Origin of the sequence: Halotia branconii CENA392 (genome assembly GCF_029953635.1) — a bacterium.
GTDB classification, from domain to species: Bacteria; Cyanobacteriota; Cyanobacteriia; order Cyanobacteriales; family Nostocaceae; genus Halotia; species Halotia branconii.
The window spans coordinates 1,762,194-1,780,071 of record NZ_CP124543.1 but is presented as its reverse complement, the minus strand read 5'-3'; the positions used below and the strand labels follow the sequence as shown (position 1 = coordinate 1,780,071).

The 17,878-nt window shown below is 42.2% G+C and carries 8 protein-coding genes; all 8 read right to left on the bottom strand.

The window, feature by feature from the left end:
• Positions 1-430: 430 nt before the first annotated feature.
• A complete protein-coding gene (locus QI031_RS07880) occupies positions 431-2,320 on the bottom strand; it encodes a TubC N-terminal docking domain-related protein (protein WP_281484634.1) in 1,890 nt (629 codons plus the stop codon).
• Positions 2,321-2,389: 69 nt separating this feature from the next.
• Positions 2,390-2,674, bottom strand: a complete 285-nt coding sequence (locus tag QI031_RS07875) for a phosphopantetheine-binding protein (RefSeq protein ID WP_281484633.1) — start codon at positions 2,672-2,674, stop codon at positions 2,390-2,392.
• 86 nt (positions 2,675-2,760) lie between these two features.
• On the bottom strand, positions 2,761-4,443 hold the full coding sequence (locus QI031_RS07870) for a PfaD family polyunsaturated fatty acid/polyketide biosynthesis protein (protein WP_281484631.1): 1,683 nt from the start codon (positions 4,441-4,443) through the stop codon (positions 2,761-2,763).
• A gap of 421 nt (positions 4,444-4,864) precedes the next feature.
• Positions 4,865-8,179, bottom strand: coding sequence for a type I polyketide synthase (locus tag QI031_RS07865; RefSeq protein ID WP_281484630.1), 3,315 nt, complete (start codon positions 8,177-8,179; stop codon positions 4,865-4,867).
• A gap of 93 nt (positions 8,180-8,272) precedes the next feature.
• Complete coding sequence (locus QI031_RS07860; protein WP_281484629.1) at positions 8,273-9,637, bottom strand: beta-ketoacyl [acyl carrier protein] synthase domain-containing protein; 1,365 nt, start codon at positions 9,635-9,637, stop codon at positions 8,273-8,275.
• A 602-nt stretch (positions 9,638-10,239) separates the two neighbouring features.
• Entirely contained in the window at positions 10,240-11,973 is a 1,734-nt protein-coding gene (locus QI031_RS07855) for an SDR family NAD(P)-dependent oxidoreductase (protein WP_281484628.1), read from the bottom strand.
• A gap of 1 nt (position 11,974) precedes the next feature.
• A complete protein-coding gene (locus tag QI031_RS07850) occupies positions 11,975-12,115 on the bottom strand; it encodes a hypothetical protein (protein WP_281484627.1) in 141 nt (46 codons plus the stop codon).
• A 236-nt stretch (positions 12,116-12,351) separates the two neighbouring features.
• Positions 12,352-17,703 (bottom strand): type I polyketide synthase, encoded by a 5,352-nt coding sequence (locus tag QI031_RS07845; RefSeq protein ID WP_281484626.1) that lies wholly within the window; start codon positions 17,701-17,703, stop codon positions 12,352-12,354.
• Positions 17,704-17,878: the final 175 nt, after the last annotated feature.

Genomic DNA, 17,878 nt, shown 5'->3' with positions numbered 1-17,878 from the left:
TTCGGCTACGCTCAGCACAAGTACGCTCAGTGATCGGGGGATGAAGAAAAATTACCTCTTTCTCCCGTAAAGCCTGTGGCATAGCTACGCTTAGCGCGTAGCGTCCCCCCTTGGGAGAAGTTGCTCCACTTGGTGAGGAAGTTCAAGTCTTGGACGGCACTTCCGCGGCTGCCGGGAAACCCTTTCAGCAGTCGCTCATGGGGGAAACCACGCCAGTTCCTTCAACGGGGGGAACCCCCGCAACGGACTGGCTCCCCAAGACCGCGCTGCTTCACCAACGGAGTGCCTCCGCTTCCCGTCGAGTTGAAACTTCCGTTCTCCGAAGGAGTTCTCGAAGAGTACCCAAAGGGGGAGACCCCAAGACCGCACTTCTCTCCTTGTCTCCCTGCTCCCTGCTCCCCTGCTTCTTTTCCTGCACATCTGCTTGTCTTTATGCGTTAACTTGGGGTTGTTCGAGTGCTAGTTTGTCTTTTAAAGATGCAAAATGTTTGCCGCCTAATTCAATTGCTGATTGTTCACAACCAGCTTTTAATCTTGTTAAGAGATACTCCAAATCAGGAGTGATGATATTAGTACCGTGGTCTGGTTCTATCAAACAGGCTAAATTAATATCTGTGCCATATTGATTGACCAAATTATAAATACCTAAAAAGTTAAATACCCCTGATTCATAAGTGCCACAAGGTACAGAAGGATTGTTGACTCCCATGAAGTATTCATGCTGTTGCAACCACTCAACAGAGGGGTATCCGTGGAAGTGAATCATCGGCATACCGTTGTTGATTAAGTTGGGTGCATACAAAGATGCGGACATGGCGATCGCTAGCATGACATAAACATCATAAGATGGTTTAATATCTGCTAATGTCGGATCAACTCCTTGTGGTAAATCGAGCAATAATCTATCAGTCAAACCAATTCTGAGAATGTCACTTTCTAAATTCAAATTGGTTTTATTAGAGCCAGAACGAGCGCTACAAATCCAAATATCAGGAATTTGCTTAAATTTATATTCTGCTCCTATTTTGGTTTTTAAATATCGTCTACCAACGTCATTTTGGCGGACTTCATTACTACTAAATCCAGTAACAGGCGCTAAGTTTTCCCATTCATATTCAGGAATATCAATGTCGCCAACGTATTGTGGTGGTTCTGCATAAGCGACAAAACCGTAAGAAACACCAGTTCTGCCATTAACAATTACATTGACAATATCTCTGTGGGATTGTCTTTTAATTACTTCACTCAGCTTAGAACCAGGAGGAAAAAGATTAGTATGCTCTAACTGAGTACTTAAGCTAACTAACTTTTGTGCGTAACTTGATGACAGGGGGTTATATTGACCTAATTTAAATTTGCTCAAGGGCAACGGTAAAATAGGAACATAAACTTTAGGAATGAGTGATTTTAAAACAAAACCATCAATCTCATCTCTAGCAAAGACTGAATCGGAAAGATTCATATTTAAAATCGAGAATTGAGAATCAGAAACTCCAATCACAATTTCCGAAAATGTTCTGACTAGAGTATTCAAACCCATCTTAATTTTTTGCTGATAAGGAGTTTGAAAATTGATAAAGTCCTGATCTAATTTGGTAAGAATAATGACCTGAGTATTGGTAGGGTCTTCAATATATTTGGCAGCGCATTCTTCCGCCCAGCCAATTAAACTTGCAATTCGAGAAACTGAAATTTTGCGCTCTTTTAAAATAAAGCGCGAATATAATTGATAAAGCTTCTCGGCCACAAATGTCTCAGAACGACTTCTGACAGAGGGTGGTCTATCAACATCAATTACAGCATTAATACCAGTTTTAACTACCCTGGTTTTAATACTTTGTTTGAGATTAATTAATGGTATCTTGAATTGATAACAAAACTCAGTTGTGGCTTGTTGCCAAGGTGTAACGTTCACTCCGTATTCTTGCAACTTTTGTTCTAAATCGGCCCGAAATTTGAGAATTTCTGCATTTTTATATCCCTTCGGCAAAGGTCTAAAAGTAACAGTTAGCCTTTGAGCCATGAGTTTAGGATCAATAATTGGTTCCTTACATTCTGGATTTAATTGATCACCAGTTTCACCAATTAATCGCCCAATAGTTTGCAAACTTAAACCTTGAGGTAATGGTACTGTAGGAAAGGTATTGGTAGTATTACGTCGGCGTAAAAATTCTAAAATCTCTGGCTTGCGTGCAGTAATTTCTGCATGGATATCTGGAGTTAATACACCCTTTGGTGAACGAATATTTAACTTTTCATTTTCCACCCAAATTTGTACACCTTGTTGGGTGAGACTTGCTAAAATTTCGGATGCATTCATAGTATTTTCCAAGTTTTCCAATCCAATTGTTTATCTAATGACCTCACCCAACTTTCCTACTCTTAATTTTTAAATCTCAAATACTTCCGAATCTGACGCTTGAGATTCTTCTGCTAAACGTTGGGAAAGTGATTCGATAGTCGGGTAATGCCATAAAAGTAGAGGAGATAACTGAAAGCCCAAAAATTTACCTGCTTTGGCAGCTAAAAGCATCCCCTGTGCAGAATCTAAACCATAACTATCAAGAGGCGCTCGAATATCTATTTCTGCTGCTTTAACTCCTAAAATCTCAGCTAGATGCCCTGTCAACCATGCTTGAATTTCTTCGGCGGTATGAGAATGTGGTGAACTCATTTGTCGTCCTTGAAAGTAGTTTTGTTGATTTCACTTCGTGTCTTTGTGTTTGATTAACCATAAAGACACTAAGACACAAAAAAATGCTAAACCTCAGTTATTGAAAAATGAACGGAAGGCTCTGGAATATACTGACTGTAGTAATCAGAAATTTGCATTCCTTGAATTTTCAAACTTTGAATCCGATATAAAAATGCTGCTCCAGTCATGATGTGATGAGCAACATCAACAACTCGACGATTGTTTGGTTCTGATAAATAAGAACCACGCACCCAATCATTAAAGCTGCCCATTGCTGGGCCGCACCAAATTTGATAATCGACTTCTCGACCTTTTTCTCCAGAACTAGACCAACGAGAAGATAATCCTAAATACCAACGGAAAATCAATGCCATTTTTAATTTAGGATTGTTGACAGCCTTACCTAATTTTTCAGGATTTTTCTGTGATAGATAAGTTGCTGTTCCTTCCCAAACTTCAGCAATTGTCTTACGGAAAATTTGTTTTTCTATTTTTTCTTTTTCTGGGAGAGGAATGCTGTCAATTGAGTCGTAGGTTCTGTATATTTCATACAGTTTTTGCGCCCGCATGGGAAACAAAGTACCTCGTTTGAGGACTTGAAGTTTTACCCCCATTTCAAACATATCTGCGGCTGGAGCCATGATGACATCAGCCATTTCTGCTTGGGCTAAAAGTTGCTTTGTATGTTTACAAGCTCCAGATTCAACACAAGATTGATTAATTGAGCCAGTCATCACATAAGCAGCACCCATCATAAAAGCTGCTAAGGCTGATTGTGGTGTAGCGATTCCCCCTGCTACGCCTATTCTAATGGGTTGTTCATAATTATATTGTGCTTGAACTTCATCGCGCAAAGCAATAATAGAAGGCAGCAAACAAACTAAAGGACGATTATCTGTATGTCCACCAGAATCAGCCTCAATAGTAATATCGTCAGCCATTGGTACTTTAGCCGCTAGCTTTGCTTGCAACTGAGTAATTAGTCCTTGTTCTACAAGCTCTTTGAGGAATTTCTCTGGTGCTGGTTGCAGAAATTTAGTTGCTACTTCTCGACGAGAAACTTTAGCAATGACTTTGTTTTTGATTTCAATTTGATTGGCATCATTTAAACTTAAGCCAGCAACACGATAATAAACAATGTTGGCCGTTAAGTCTAAAAATGCTGAAGCTTCTACAGTTCTGATTTGATATTTTAAGTATAAATCCACAGCCCGGCGTTCAATCGCCATATCATTAGGACTGTGAATTAAATTAAAAGCATAAGGGCCATGAGGTAAAGCTAATTGAATGCGATTAATTGCGGCTTCTATACGTTCTGGAGATAAACCGCCAGCCCCAAAAGAACTTAAAATCTTTTCTTTGCCTAAAGCAATCACCATTTCTTCGGAAGCAATACCGCCAGCCATTGCCCCAGTCATATAAGCATATTTGACACCATGAAAGGAGAGAAAGTTTGCATCTCCTAACTGTTGAATATTAATTGGGGCAGTGGAAGTTATTAGTTCTACTTGTGCTGTTGTATTATTTTCATTAGGGTATAAATAGCCTTCGTTCGTTACACCAATTTTTCCGGCAACTTTGACGATGTAACAAGGTTTTTCTAAGGCTAGTAATTTATCTTTAATGGTTGTTTGTTCAAAAGATACATCATCTAAAGATCCTTTCCAGCCCAAGTTTTGATTGTAGGCATAGGCGGAAAAATCAAGACCATGATCGTGTTTGTTTTGTAGTGTATCTACAGTGGTCACAGTAGCTATCCCTCGGATTAAAAGCAATGGATTATGGAAAAATGTAGACGCTCAAGCGGTGAAGCAGTTTAAAGTAGGTTGGGTGGAGCGATAGCGAAACCCAACAAAGTCTTGAGGATGTTGGGTTTTGTTCCTCAACCCAACCTACGCCAGCTATAAAACAGGACTACGGAAAAACGTAGACCGAAGGGCTTGCCGCAGGCTACCGCAAAGGACACAGCGAAAAGTTGTAAGGAGGAGCCACTGCTTTGGGCGGGTTCCCCGACTTGTAGCAAGTGGCGTTGGTTTCCCTCCGTGACAAACTTTTAAAGACAGAGTACGCAAAGTTAAGAGGGTTTTAGAGAGTTATTGCGTAAGTCCTAGAAAGGATGAAAGCTGAAGGATGAAGTTTTTTTAGTCTTCGTCCTTCACGCTGAAATTTTTAGGGTTCTTCATTCAATAAGTTTTCAGCGCACGCTAACTGTAGTTGAATGATTTCGCTCATTTGTTTACTAAAATCTTGTCTAGCTTGTAAAAAAGCATTATGGGATTTGGTTATCCGAGAATTGTTAGTAGTCAGCTTTTGATACTGAGATTGATTGACATCAAACATGCTGATTGTGTGACCAAATTCGTGATTTGTAGCAGGTGAAGATGAAGTTTTTTGTTGAGTGGTAGTTAACTCAGAAGATTGTAATTGTTCTGAAAATTGAAAACCGTGTTCAATGATATTTTTCATTGGGACTTCTGCTGGCTGATTTGGAGATGATGAAATGTTATGAAGATGACTGTCACTACTAGCAACTTGTTGGGAAAACGGTATGTTTTGATGCAGTCTTTGGGAGCGATCGCGCCGTAATTTTTCAGCTAGATTTTGGAAAAGTTTACGGTTTTCTTCACTTAAAATCGCCGCTGTAATTGAATTACCGCCCAATGTTACAGTTCTGAGGGTTGCTTTATTTTGATTGGTAGTTGCCAAGACGGGACTATAAATTGGCGATAAATCCACGGCAACTTGATGACTTACAAGTTTTGCCAAGGCTTTAATAATAGAAGTATGATCATCCATACCTCTACGATTAAGTGATACTGTCAGGTGTTCTTTATTTTCCAGAATTTTATCAATCCATCGAGAACAAACACTACCAGCACCAGCTTCAATAAATATTCTTGCCCCATCATCGTAGACACGATTAACTAAGCGGGGAAAATCAAGTTGTTGAGACAAACCTGTAGCAATACTCCGAGCCACAGTGCCATCATCAAGGGTAATAGGTTGATACTCAGCAGCAGAATAAAATACAACACCGGGAATTGTTTGTGATGGTAAAGTGTTGAGTTTTACCAATTCTTCGTACTCCGATCGCATGGCTTCGCAATGAATGACATGATCAAAAGGAGCCGGAAAGGCATTGCAACCTAAAGCTTTAATCACTCGCTGACAAGCTGTCGGTTCCCCAGCAATTAATACTTCTTCTGGTGTATTAATCTGAGTTAAATACACTTGCTGCTCGTTTTGAAGACAGGCAACCACTTGGGATGGACTAGCCATGAGTACATAGTTAGCCCAGAGGTTTTGTTCGGAAGCTGTAGATGTTTTTGGTAAGTTCCAATATTCACGCACGGCATTTTTTGGCCCTGATAGGCGATCGCCAAACAAAGCCGACGAGTTAAAGCTATTACTACCTTGATAAAAATTGCTCCAAACTCCTTGAGCAACCATCATGCTGGTTTCACCTAAGCTATAGCCAAACACATATTTGGGTTTGACTTGAAAATCATCCCGAATAATCGTAGTGATGATTCTGGTAAAAAACATTTCCGCTTCAAACATGGCCAGAGAATCATCTAGCAACCGCTTTTCGAGAGTTTCTAGTTGTCTCATGGATAACTTATTTAAGCTTCTGGGGAAAACTAGTCTCTCAACATCAGCCGCACGTTTGTAGATACTTCTCACCATTGAGTCGTCATGGACTCTGGGAAATAAGTGAAAGAAATTACGACCGATACCAATGTAAGAATTGACCGCAGCTGGATAAACGTAAGCGATCGCCCCTTTTTTACCTAGTGGGTTAGCTGTAAAGTAACTACCAACAGGTGTTTGCCAATCTGTACCTCGTTCAAAAGCACTATTGACACCTTTACGAGCAGATTCAATTTCTTTGAGTAATTCTTTTTGGTTACGTCCGGCGATCGCTAGAGTGTATTTAGACTCACGCTGAAAGTTAGCGAAAATCTGACTTGCAGTAGTGGACAAGTTAGAACTGTTTTCGATGCTTTCTTGGAGACTATTTAGAGCCTCTAATAAACTTGAGCGTCCATCACCTGCTATCGGCAGCAGATAAAAAGGCATTTGCTCTAGATACTTACTGCTGTACTCTTTTTGATCAGATTCTTCCGACAAGATCACATGAGCATGAGTGCCATCACACCCCATACCATTGACTGCTGCGACTCTCTTTGTGGAGTCTTTAGCCAAAAACCAAGGTCTAGACTCGGTAGCGACATAGAAAGGACTACCCTGCCATACTTCTGGGGTTTTGACACCAGACCAGTTAGGGGTAGCGGGAATGTATTTGTGATATAGACACAAAGCTGTTTTGATCAGACTGGCAATACCAGAGGCTACGTGAGTATGACCGATATTGGCCTTGACACTGCCAATTGCACAGTGCAGACCATTACCTACAGATGGGTAAGCTTGTACCAATCCGGTGATTTCGGCTGCGTCTTCTTGGGGAACACCACTACCGCAAACCTCTACATACTTAACTTCGGCAGGTTGAATCCCGGCTGTTTGGAAAGCTTGATTACAAACTTCAGGAGTAGTAGAAACTGACCCAAAGCTTACAGCATCAACAACTGCATAGATGCGATCGCCGTTGGCTTTAGCGATATCATGACGCTTGAGAACGACTGCACCAGCCCCTTCTCCTACTGTCCAACCGTTGGCTTTTTGGTCATAACTCAAGGTGTTAGCACCAGTGTTAATTTTTGACCATTGGTTTCGTAGTAAAACGCTTTCTACTCCACCAACCAAATCGACAGCACCAACAACGGCTGCATCTGCTTCGCCAGTATTTAAAAGCATTTGCGCTACTTCTAAGGCTTTGAAGGCTGAGGTTTCTACCGCCGTGATGGTAAATGCTGGCCCGCTAAAATTCCATAAAGAGGAAATCCGGCTGGCCATGATGTTGGCGATGTAACTGAGATATTCACCAATGTCTACTTGATGATGAATACTATCTTTGACGATGGTTTCTAGTTGGGCAATTTGCTCTGGAGGTAAAGTAATTTCCGCAGCATTTAAGCCGTCTTTAACTTGCCAAGATAAGTTCCATCGTTGTTGTAGCTGATGTACAGATAGTTCTGTCTCCGCAGCGATAATGACAGCGACGTTACCCCCTTCTGGTATGTTGGCATCTTTGAGGGCGCGATCGGCTACTTTCAGTAGTAGTAGTTGTTGGGGGTTGAGTTTTTCTACTTCGTTGGGTGGGATTTTGTAAGCTAAGGTATCAATATCAAATTCTTGGATGTAAGCTCCAATTGGGGCTTTGCCGTCTGCTAATCCGTATTCTTGGAGTAAGTCTTTTTGTTCTTCTATGCCGTACCATCTTTGAGCAGGTAGGGGGATGAAGTGCTGTTTGCCTTCGTAAATACTGCGTTCAAGGGTATCTAGGTCTTTGCATTCGCCAAAAAAGGCATCCATGCCGACGATGGCGATTTTATCGGTGGTGTTATTTTGGGGTTTTAACATTATGAACAAGGTGGGAGGGATGGATTTATCTCACGCATTCGCCGCTAGGCGTTCCGCTTGCGGTAGGCGCAAAGGCGCAAAGAAGAATTTATTTCATCCTTCGTTTTTGGTTTGTTCTATAATCAGGTGGGAGTTGGTTCCACCGAAGCCGAAGGCGCTTAAGGCGGCATATTTTTTAACGGAATTATTAGGCCAGGGGGTGGGAGTGGTGACTATTTTTTCGGGAGAAATAACGTTATTCTCGTCTTCTAAGGGTTCTGTGACGTTGATGGTTGGTGGAATTGTGTCATGAGACATGCTGAGTATGGCTTTAGTTAAGCTGACCATGCCGGCGGCAACTAGTAAGTGTCCGACGTTTGCTTTGGCTGAACCCATTAAAGGGGCTGCTTGGTGTTGACCAAAAAAGGTTTTTATGGAGTTTAATTCGGTGGTATCTCCTAGCAAAGTGCCGGTAGCGTGACACTCCATATAATCGATAGTTTGAGGAGAAAGTTGAGCTTCGGTGTAGGCTCTTTTAAAGGCTAAGGTTTGCCCTTTAGAATTAGGGCTAAGTAAGTGTTTACCTTTGCCATCGTTGGAAAGTCCGTTACCGCAAACGGTGGCTAAGATGCGATCGCCATCTCTGACGGCATCACTGTATCTTTTTAATACAACCATGCCAATGCCTTCGGCTGTCACTAATCCTCGTGATTTTCTATCTAAAGGACTGCTAATACCGTTGTCTGGATATCCTTGAATACCAGAAAATAACATCCGTAGAAATAGAGGATCTGTACAACTGATGGCTCCAGCTAACATCAAATCCGCTTTGCCGGAATTGAGGTAATGAGATGCCATTTTAATTGCATAAAATGACGAGGAACAAGCTGCATCTATACAAAAATGAGTACTAGATAATGAGAAAGCTTGAGCAATGAGGGCGGCTGGAAAACCACATATATTCGCATTGTGTAAGGCTGGTTTAGCTGTTGTTGGTAAGCCAGCTAAATGAAAATCTTGATCTTGTAAAAGTTCGGCGATCGCACCATTCATTGTTTGCTGATAAATGGGCGAAACTAATTGATTGGAAAATTTGGTAGGTAAAGATAATGCTCCTAAAATTACGCCGCATTTGGAGAGAATATTACTGTTATCTTGATAACCACTATCGATAATTGCTTGTTTGGCAGCATATAGTGACCATTTAAAGCTGTTATCTAATCCTTCTAGTAGTTTTTCTGGAAGATTATATTCGCTAGGATTAAATTTAAAGTCGCGAATAAATCCTCCCTTACGAAAGTAGAATTTTTCCGGTTGACCTTTGACTGAATCGTAAAATATTGTCGGGTTTACACCCATTTCGTCAACTGTTACAGATGATGTTGAGTCTTTCCCTTGGCTAATATTCTGCCAAAATTGCTCAGGATTGTTAGCGTCAGGAAAGAGGCATGATAATCCGATGATGGCTATTTTTTCCACTATTAATATCCTTGTTGGGTATTAGGCGATAGGAGAATTTTTAGGAAAGCCAGTAGGATTTACGCTCCCTAAATATTTCCAAACTTGAAAGGATTACGCTATTCCCCGAAGGTGATAGGATGATTGTCTCACGCAGAGGCGCAAAGGCGCAGAAAAAGAGAAGAAGGAGGAGATATAATACTAGTTTAGTATAGCAATCCTAAAGAGTTGGTGAATTTTTGACACTTTGATTTTTTCGTTGTGTCTTCTATGTCTCAACGAAGTTTATTAGTAGCGGCTCTGCTACTGAGATTTATCTACGCTATGCGGGTCAGTTGTTAGTTGTCATTTGGTTTAATACTCCAACCTAAGAGTGGGTGGTCTTAAAACATCTAGAACTTACGCAAAGAAATGGAAAAACGTAGACCGAAGGGCTTGCCGTAGGCTATCGCCAAGGACGCATAGACGCGTCAGCGGCTTCCCGCAGGGTAGAACACAAAGTTAAGAGGGTTTTAGAGAGATCTTGCGTAAGTCCTAACATCTTTAACTACTAACAACTGACCACTGACCACTGACCACTGACAAAAATCTAGCCCCTTTTTATAGAATTGCTATAGTAGTATTTACTTCGGTTTGTGTAAGTTCATTGGTGCAATGACTGCTTTTGCTCCTAAGATGCGTGAATATATTTTTCCTTGGCGATCGTGGAGGATAAAATTAGCTGTGGCGCTAGTGGCTGTTTTGCCTTCAATTTCGCAAGAAACATAAAAAGGTGCGTTACAGGGTACGGCTCTATACTGTTCGGAATGTGTTAACTGTCCTGGTAAACAAACTTCTTGATGATAGTGATTTAACCAAATCCATAAGGATTGTGTACTCAAGTCAGTTGTGTAAGGATTGTGCCATTGGACAGGAAATTGTCCTTGTTGTTGGGCTGTGATTTCTGGCCAACAACATTCGATAGTAATTTTTTGGGGACTAATATTTAAAACTCTGGTGATTTGTTGAAATGCTGGCCCATGAAATAAGGACGAATCTCCATTTTGATAAAAATCTTTACCAGTAGTGGTAATGGTGTGATCTTCAGTGAAATTTGCAGATTCATAAATGGGAGCATCTGGCATTTGTCGCACCAGTTTAATCAGCGATTTGTAATGAAAATGAGTTTTTCCGGTGGCATTTTTACTGAGGATAGTAGTTTGAAATTCTACAAATTCAGCATCAGTTTTGGCAACTTCTTGTAGTTCGAGAATGTGTTCACTGGGAGAGTTTTCGCCGAAAGTAATTCCCTTCAAAACTTTGAAATCTTTACAACGTAAATATCGATAACCTGGATAAAGTTCTTCACAAGCGTTAATCATCCAGGTCATGGCACAGGTTGCGGGTAAGACTGGAGTACCAGCGATCGCATGATCATGTAAAAAGGGATTAGCTTCTACTGTCATCCGCCGACGGATACGGTAGCTTTTTAGTTCTGGATCTAGGGGTGCTGGTGGTCGAATGCTGGGACTACCGATAACTACTTGTGTCGCTTCATGAAAGGCGGGATGCAGTTCGTTGACTAACATTTTTGTGCCAACTTCTACAGGAATAATCTCAATTCCTCGTTCCGCAAAGGCTTTTTTGAGTTCTGGTGTCACCATTCCACTATCCCAGCCTCCCCAATTAATCGCTACGACGTGACACTGAGGATAGTTTTGTTTGATTAAATGGGCTGATTTGTTGAGAATTTCGTTAGCGATCGCATAATCGGATTGCCCCATGTTACCGTAGAAGCCACTGACGGAAGAAAACAGTACTAGCTGTTGTAATTGACTGGGGTTGACGCAACTAAGTAGATTTTCTAGTCCCTGAACTTTGGCTGTATAAACTTTTTCAAAATCTTGGTCGGTTTTCTTTTCAATCAATTTATCGGCTAAATTTCCCGCACCGTGGATAATGCCTGTAATCGCTCCTGTACGTTCAACTGCTGCGGCTAATTTTGTTTGTAAGTCGGCGACATTTGTGACATCAACACTAATATATTCTGCCTGAGCGCCTGTTTGTTGAATAGCAGCTAGGGTTTTTTTAATTTCTCGGCTGGAAGCAATCTTATTGTATATTTTCTGTACACTCATCGGTGTAGGCTTTTCACCTTGAGCGAGTAGATTCTCCATGATGCGTTTTTTTAACGCCGATTCTTCCAAACAATCTTGAACAAAATCCGGCTCATTGTCCAAGACTTCAGAACGTCCGAGCAGAATAAATTTGCAAGGTTGATGCTGTGCCATTTCGATGGTGCATTGAGCAGTAATTCCTTTTGCACCACCGCTGACAAGAAAAACCGATGAAGGACGAACCTGGGTTGGTATAGTCATATTAATTTGATGGTGAAAGATCGGGTAAAGGGGGAAGTTCCGGTAGTGGAGGAAGTTCCGGTACAGTGGCAGGTTTAGGCTTAGGTTTAGGTGCAGTAGGAAGATCTGGTAAAGGAGGGAACTCCGGTAAATTTGGTTGCATACTCTTTTGTAGTGAAGGTGCAGAGTAGGATGTTTAGATGCAGGAGTTCCCTTTTTAAGACTTACGCAATAACTCTCTAAAACTCTCTTAAATTCTCTGCGAGACGCAGAGACTTTTATTTCTCAGGACTATTTCGTTCTTCTGTTACGTACTCAGATTTGAATGGAAACGAACCGCCAAGGACGCAAAGAACACAAAGGAAGAAAAGTTTCATAGAGTTTTTGCGTGAGTCCCGTTTATTTATCGAAGGAAGCAGTTAAGGTAACGCGTCCTTGTGAACCGTAAGCAACTTCGGAAATATACAGATTCGGGTCGTGTAGCTCGGCGATGATATGCTGTGCTGACTGTTGAGTATCTAAGGTAGGACTCAAGTCGATCGCGCGAGAAAAGACTTTTGGCCATTCCCATCTCAGGGTCTTGACTAATCCAAATAAACCACCCGCGATCGCCCCGAAGTTACTGTTATGCTCTAATCCAAAGGCTCCATCCAAACGAGTCACACTTAAGAAACAACTACGTTGGTAACGGACTGCTTCATTGAGGGATTTTTTCAAATGCTTGGCCATGAAGAAGACGTGTTTAACGATCGCTTTTTCTGGTTCTAGATAAGAAATTCCTTTGGTGTGACTCGTTGCAAATACAGGATGGATATGGATGAATGCGCCAATCGTGCCAATATTAGTAGCGATCGCACCTAATTTGTGTTGTAGTAGTTCTTCACTCATATCGGCTAATACTACGCGTTCTACTCCGGCGGGTAATGGCGATTGCTGAGGCACAAGGGATTGGGGGAAACTTAAAACTACTACCTTCCAGCCGCGATCAATTAAAGATTGAGCTACTTTAGAGGTGGTGAGGGAACCATCATCAGTGATTAAACCGATGTGTCCCTCTGGTAACGTGAAATCTAAGCTATCTGGTGGAGGTAGAAATTTCAGTTTGGCTGGACGACGGCTAACGTTATCGATTATCTGGACTGGCTGGTAGTCAAGCTTAGGCTGAGAGTTTTTTTTTTCGCCTCCAGCTAACTTCTGGAGATAATCAACAATTTGACCGATGGTGCGGAGTTCTCCTAGTTCTTCGATGTTAGGTTGGGGTAAGTTGGGGTACATTTCTTGCATTGCCCCTAAGATTTCCACCCGCTTGATGGAATCAATTCCTAAGTCTGCTTCCATATCCATTTCCAGTTCCAGCATTTCTACTGGGTAGCCTGTCTTATCACTGGTGATGGCTAAAAGAGTTTGACCTAAGTCTGCATACTCACTAGTATCTATGGTTTCTGGTTCTATGATGACTGGAGATTGAGGCAGTGTTTCCGTAGGGGGGGTAGAAATTAAAGATGGGATAGATGCTTCAACTACTTCAGGTGTTGGAGAAACTGCTACTTTTACAGAGCCGCTGTTACTAATAGTGGATTGCAGATATTCGACAACTTGACCGATGGTGCGCTTTTCAGACAATTCTTCTAGGTTGGGCTGAGGTAAATCAGGATACATTTCCTGTAGCGCTCCCAGGATTTCCACTCGTTTAATTGAGTCAATTCCTAAGTCTGCTTCCATGTCCATGTCTACTTCCAGCATCTCTACTGGGTAGCCAGTTTTATCGCTGGTGATGGCTAATAAATTTGCACTTAAGTTAGTGATATCAACCGTAGATACAGGTGCGGATGCGACTGTCTCTGGAACTGAGGAAACAATAGGTTCAGGCTGAGTTTCTATAACTGGTGCTGCAACTACAGGCTCTGGTTGAGTTTCTACAACTGGTACAGGAGGTGCGGCAATTACAGGCTCTGGCTGAATTTCCCAAGTTGCGGGGGTGGGAGTTACAGGCTGGGGTTGAATTTCCCAACTTACAGGTTCGTCAGCTACCTTTGAACCATTGTTGGTGACTGGTGTATCAGTGAAATTTACGAACTGTTGGCGATTGCTTGTTGTCTCGGCTGGTTGAGTAGTTACTTCACCAAAGAGGATCTGAGCATATTCTTGTTGAATTAGTTGGAAGAAGTTTTTGGCGTATTCTACTTGTTCCAAAAGATATTTTTCATGAATACGTAGGGTTTCACCTTGTTGGGCGTGAAACTGCATCATGCTACGTTCTACACTTTCCTTCACAACTAGCTTCAGTTGCGCCGTTGTTTCTACCGAAGATTTAGCGTTAGCTAACAAAGAATGCTGCTGCTGCATCAGTTGGAAAAACGTTTTAGTGTATTCCATCTGATGGTTGAGGTAAGTCCCGTGAACTTGTAAATTATCAGCTTGGTTTTGCTGAAACTGTGTCAGCAGATATTCTAGACTTTCTAGCATCCGCTGGTAATTTACAGGTTTTTCTGGTGTTGTTTGCATCTTTGACTCCTGGGCTAGTTGATGGGAAAGGGTCGCAGGATTCATATCAGGCTTTTGTAGAGTGGTAATACTAGGTGCGGAGGAGTTGGTGGCGTTAGCAGAAAGTTCGGTAACTATGGGTGTAGGAGTAGCACGCCTATAACCATTACTTTCTTTGCTCGACTGAGTAGGAGCAGCAGTTTCAGAAAATTCAGGGTTAGATGGTGCTGGAACATTCGCCGCAGGTAAACTAACTTGATGCCCGTTTTGCAAAGCTTCCGCAAAGGCATTTTTGCTTTTTTCGGAGCGATAGTTGATGCCGTTTAAGCGTACATTCAACGCTTTCTTTTTCTCGGTTGGAGGAAGTGCGGGTTGAGCTTGATAAGGATCGAGATTTTTCAAATCTAAACCCAATACACGCAACTGCACCACTGCTTCTTTGAGGGAGCGATCGCTGTTCTTTTGGGGGCTGGGGTTCAAGGCTACGGTAATATGGGGGCGATCGCTCAGGATATCTTTGACTAAGTTGGTAAGAATTTTCCGGGGGCCAAATTCGACGAAGCAAGTACCGCCAGCCGCATAAATGTTTTCAATTTCCTGTTTAAACAACACCGAGTTAGATAGGTGAGTTTCGAGGATTTTTTGCATCCCTTGGGGTTCTTGGGGATACGGCTTACCAGTAACGTTGCTGAAAACTGGAATTTGAGGATTATTAAACTTAACTGATTTAGTTGCGATCGCAAAGGATTTCTGAGCAAAGGCAATCAGCGGTGTGTGGAAAGCGGCGGAGACGGGTAATAATACAGCCGCGCATCCTTGATCGTGCAGAGTTTGACGAACTTTGGCAATTTCTGCGGTTGGCCCTGCCAAGACGAACTGCACGGGAGAATTGAAGTTAGCGATTTTAACTTGGGGATAATGCCGCAGGACTGCTTCTATTTTGCTGATATCTTCTTTGACAGCCAACATACTACCCGCATCGTGGTCGGGGTCTTTTGGGGCTGCCATTGCTTGACCTCTGGCTTTTACCAAGAATAAATAATCTTGGTCATTCAAAACACCCGCAGCCCATAATGCTGTAAGTTCACCAAAGCTGTGTCCAGCGACAAAGTCTGATTTGAATCCAGCTTGTTGCAATATCGAATAAAGTCCGGCGCTCAATATGCCAATGGCAGGTTGAGCATATTCGGTGCGTTGCAGAGCAGCAATTTGGGCATTTTTTTCTGCCTCATCAAACACAGGATTGGGAAAAACAATTTCTGAGAGTGGCCGTAAGTTATCTTTGATTAACAAGCTATCCATGTAGCCATGTAGGCGGCGCATCAGGGGAAAGTTCATCACCAATTCCCGCCCCATCTCCAAGTATTGCGAACCTTGCCCAGAGAATAAAGCTACAACTTTACCGCCCAATTCTATACCAGAGGAGCGATAATAAATTCCTTGGGGATGCTCCCAAGATACTGCTACACCTTTTTGTTTGAGCCAGTCAATACTAACTTGCATCAGTTTACAGGCTTCTTGCAGACTTTCGGCGACAAATCCTACTCTGGCTGCTACTAAGGGAATTTCTATTGATTGGCACTCTTGGATTAATTCTGCGTAATGCCTATCTCCATTTTCTGATTGCAACTTACCTAAACTTTCTTCGCATTTGCTCAATAGCTGGGCAGCATTAGGAGCAAATAACAGCACCTCGCGGAGGCTGTTATGTAAGCGGTAAGGACGGTTTTGTTCGGTTTCGTGTTCTTCTAAAATGACGTGATAGTTAGTACCGCCGAAGCCAAAAGAACTTACACCAGCACGTCTTGGTGTATCGCCTTCTGCCTTAATCCAAGGTCTGGTTTCGGTATTCAAATAAAATGCCGAGTTTTTAATATTAAGTTTGGGGTTTGGCTCGGTAATATTAATTGTGGCTGGTAAGATTTTGTGATGCAGTGCCAAAGCGGTTTTAATCAGACTTGCTGCACCCGCAGCCGCTTTTGTATGGCCAATTTGCGATTTGACGCTACCCAAAGCGATGTGTTGTTTTTTGGGGTCGTGTTCACCAAAGAAATCTTTTAAAGATCCAAATTCGGTGGGGTCGCCAGCCATCGTACCTGTACCGTGTGCTTCCATTAAACCAACGGTGGCGGGAGAAAAACCGGCATCATCATAAGCACGTTCTAAGGCTTTGACTTGACCTTCTTTGCGGGGAGCATAAATGCTCTTGTAGCGTCCATCGCTAGAAATACCGATACCTTTGATGACGGCGTAGATTTTATCTTGGTCGCGTTCTGCATCTTCTAGACGCTTCAACACAATCATGCCGATACCTTCACCTAGCATCATCCCATCAGACTTAGCATCGAAGGGTTTGACGCTTTCGCTAGGAGAAACTGCTGGGGTTTTACTGAAAGAGATATAAGCCATGATGGTATTGTCAGTATCTACACCACCAGTTAGCATCATATCGGAGCGATGTTCTATCAATTCGCTAATCGCCATTTTTAAAGCGCCGAAGGAACTCGCACAAGCAGCATCAACTACACAGTTCATCCCGCCAAAATTTAAGCGGTTGGCAATTCTACCAGCTACGACGTTAGCCAACATCCCCGGAAAAGCGTTTTCATCCCACTTGACGTAGGCGCTTTTGATTTTCTCAATAATTTTTTGGGTATCCTCTGCGGATAAGCCACTGCTTTTGAGGACTTTTTCCCAAATCGGATATTCTAAACGAGCTGAAAGTGGCATTCCCAATTGCTTGGCCATAGCCACGCCTAAAACTACCCCTGTAGTCTCGCGGCTAAATTCACGCGATTCACCATAGCCAGCATCTTCCATTGCTTCTTTCGCTACTACTAAACTTAATAGTTGCGATACATCTGTAACTTCTAAAATGCTGGGAGGAATACCAAACTCCATTGGGTTAAAGTCCACCTCTGGAATGAACCCGCCTCTTTTACAATAGGTTTTATCTTCTGGTGTTCTGGGATTTGGATCGTAGTAATCTGCTACGCTCCAATGTGTGTCAGGTACATCGGTAATACAATCGAGTTTGTTAACAATATTTTGCCAGTATTCCCGTAAGTTTCTTGCTTGGGGAAACAGCGAAGCCATACCCACAATCGCTATAGGATTTTGTTGTAGTTGTTTGTTAATTTTGTTGACTGACACTGGTTTTTCCACCTTCATTTTTTTTCCCTCGATAAACCTAATCAAATCTTTTTCACAACTGTTGATCTGAGCTTCTAATTCCGCCAAAGCAGTATCAATTGAATAAGCAGACATAGGACATAGACTATTCTTGAGTACTGTGGATAGTGAAGCTACAGTTATTGCTGTTGCTTACTAAAAATGAACTATCTCTTGTTGTAAGCAGCTAGTTATCTTATCTGCGATCGCTTCGGTGCGGGCGCGCCACAGGTAAGGCTTAATGCTAAAGGATCAAAAAAGACGATAACAA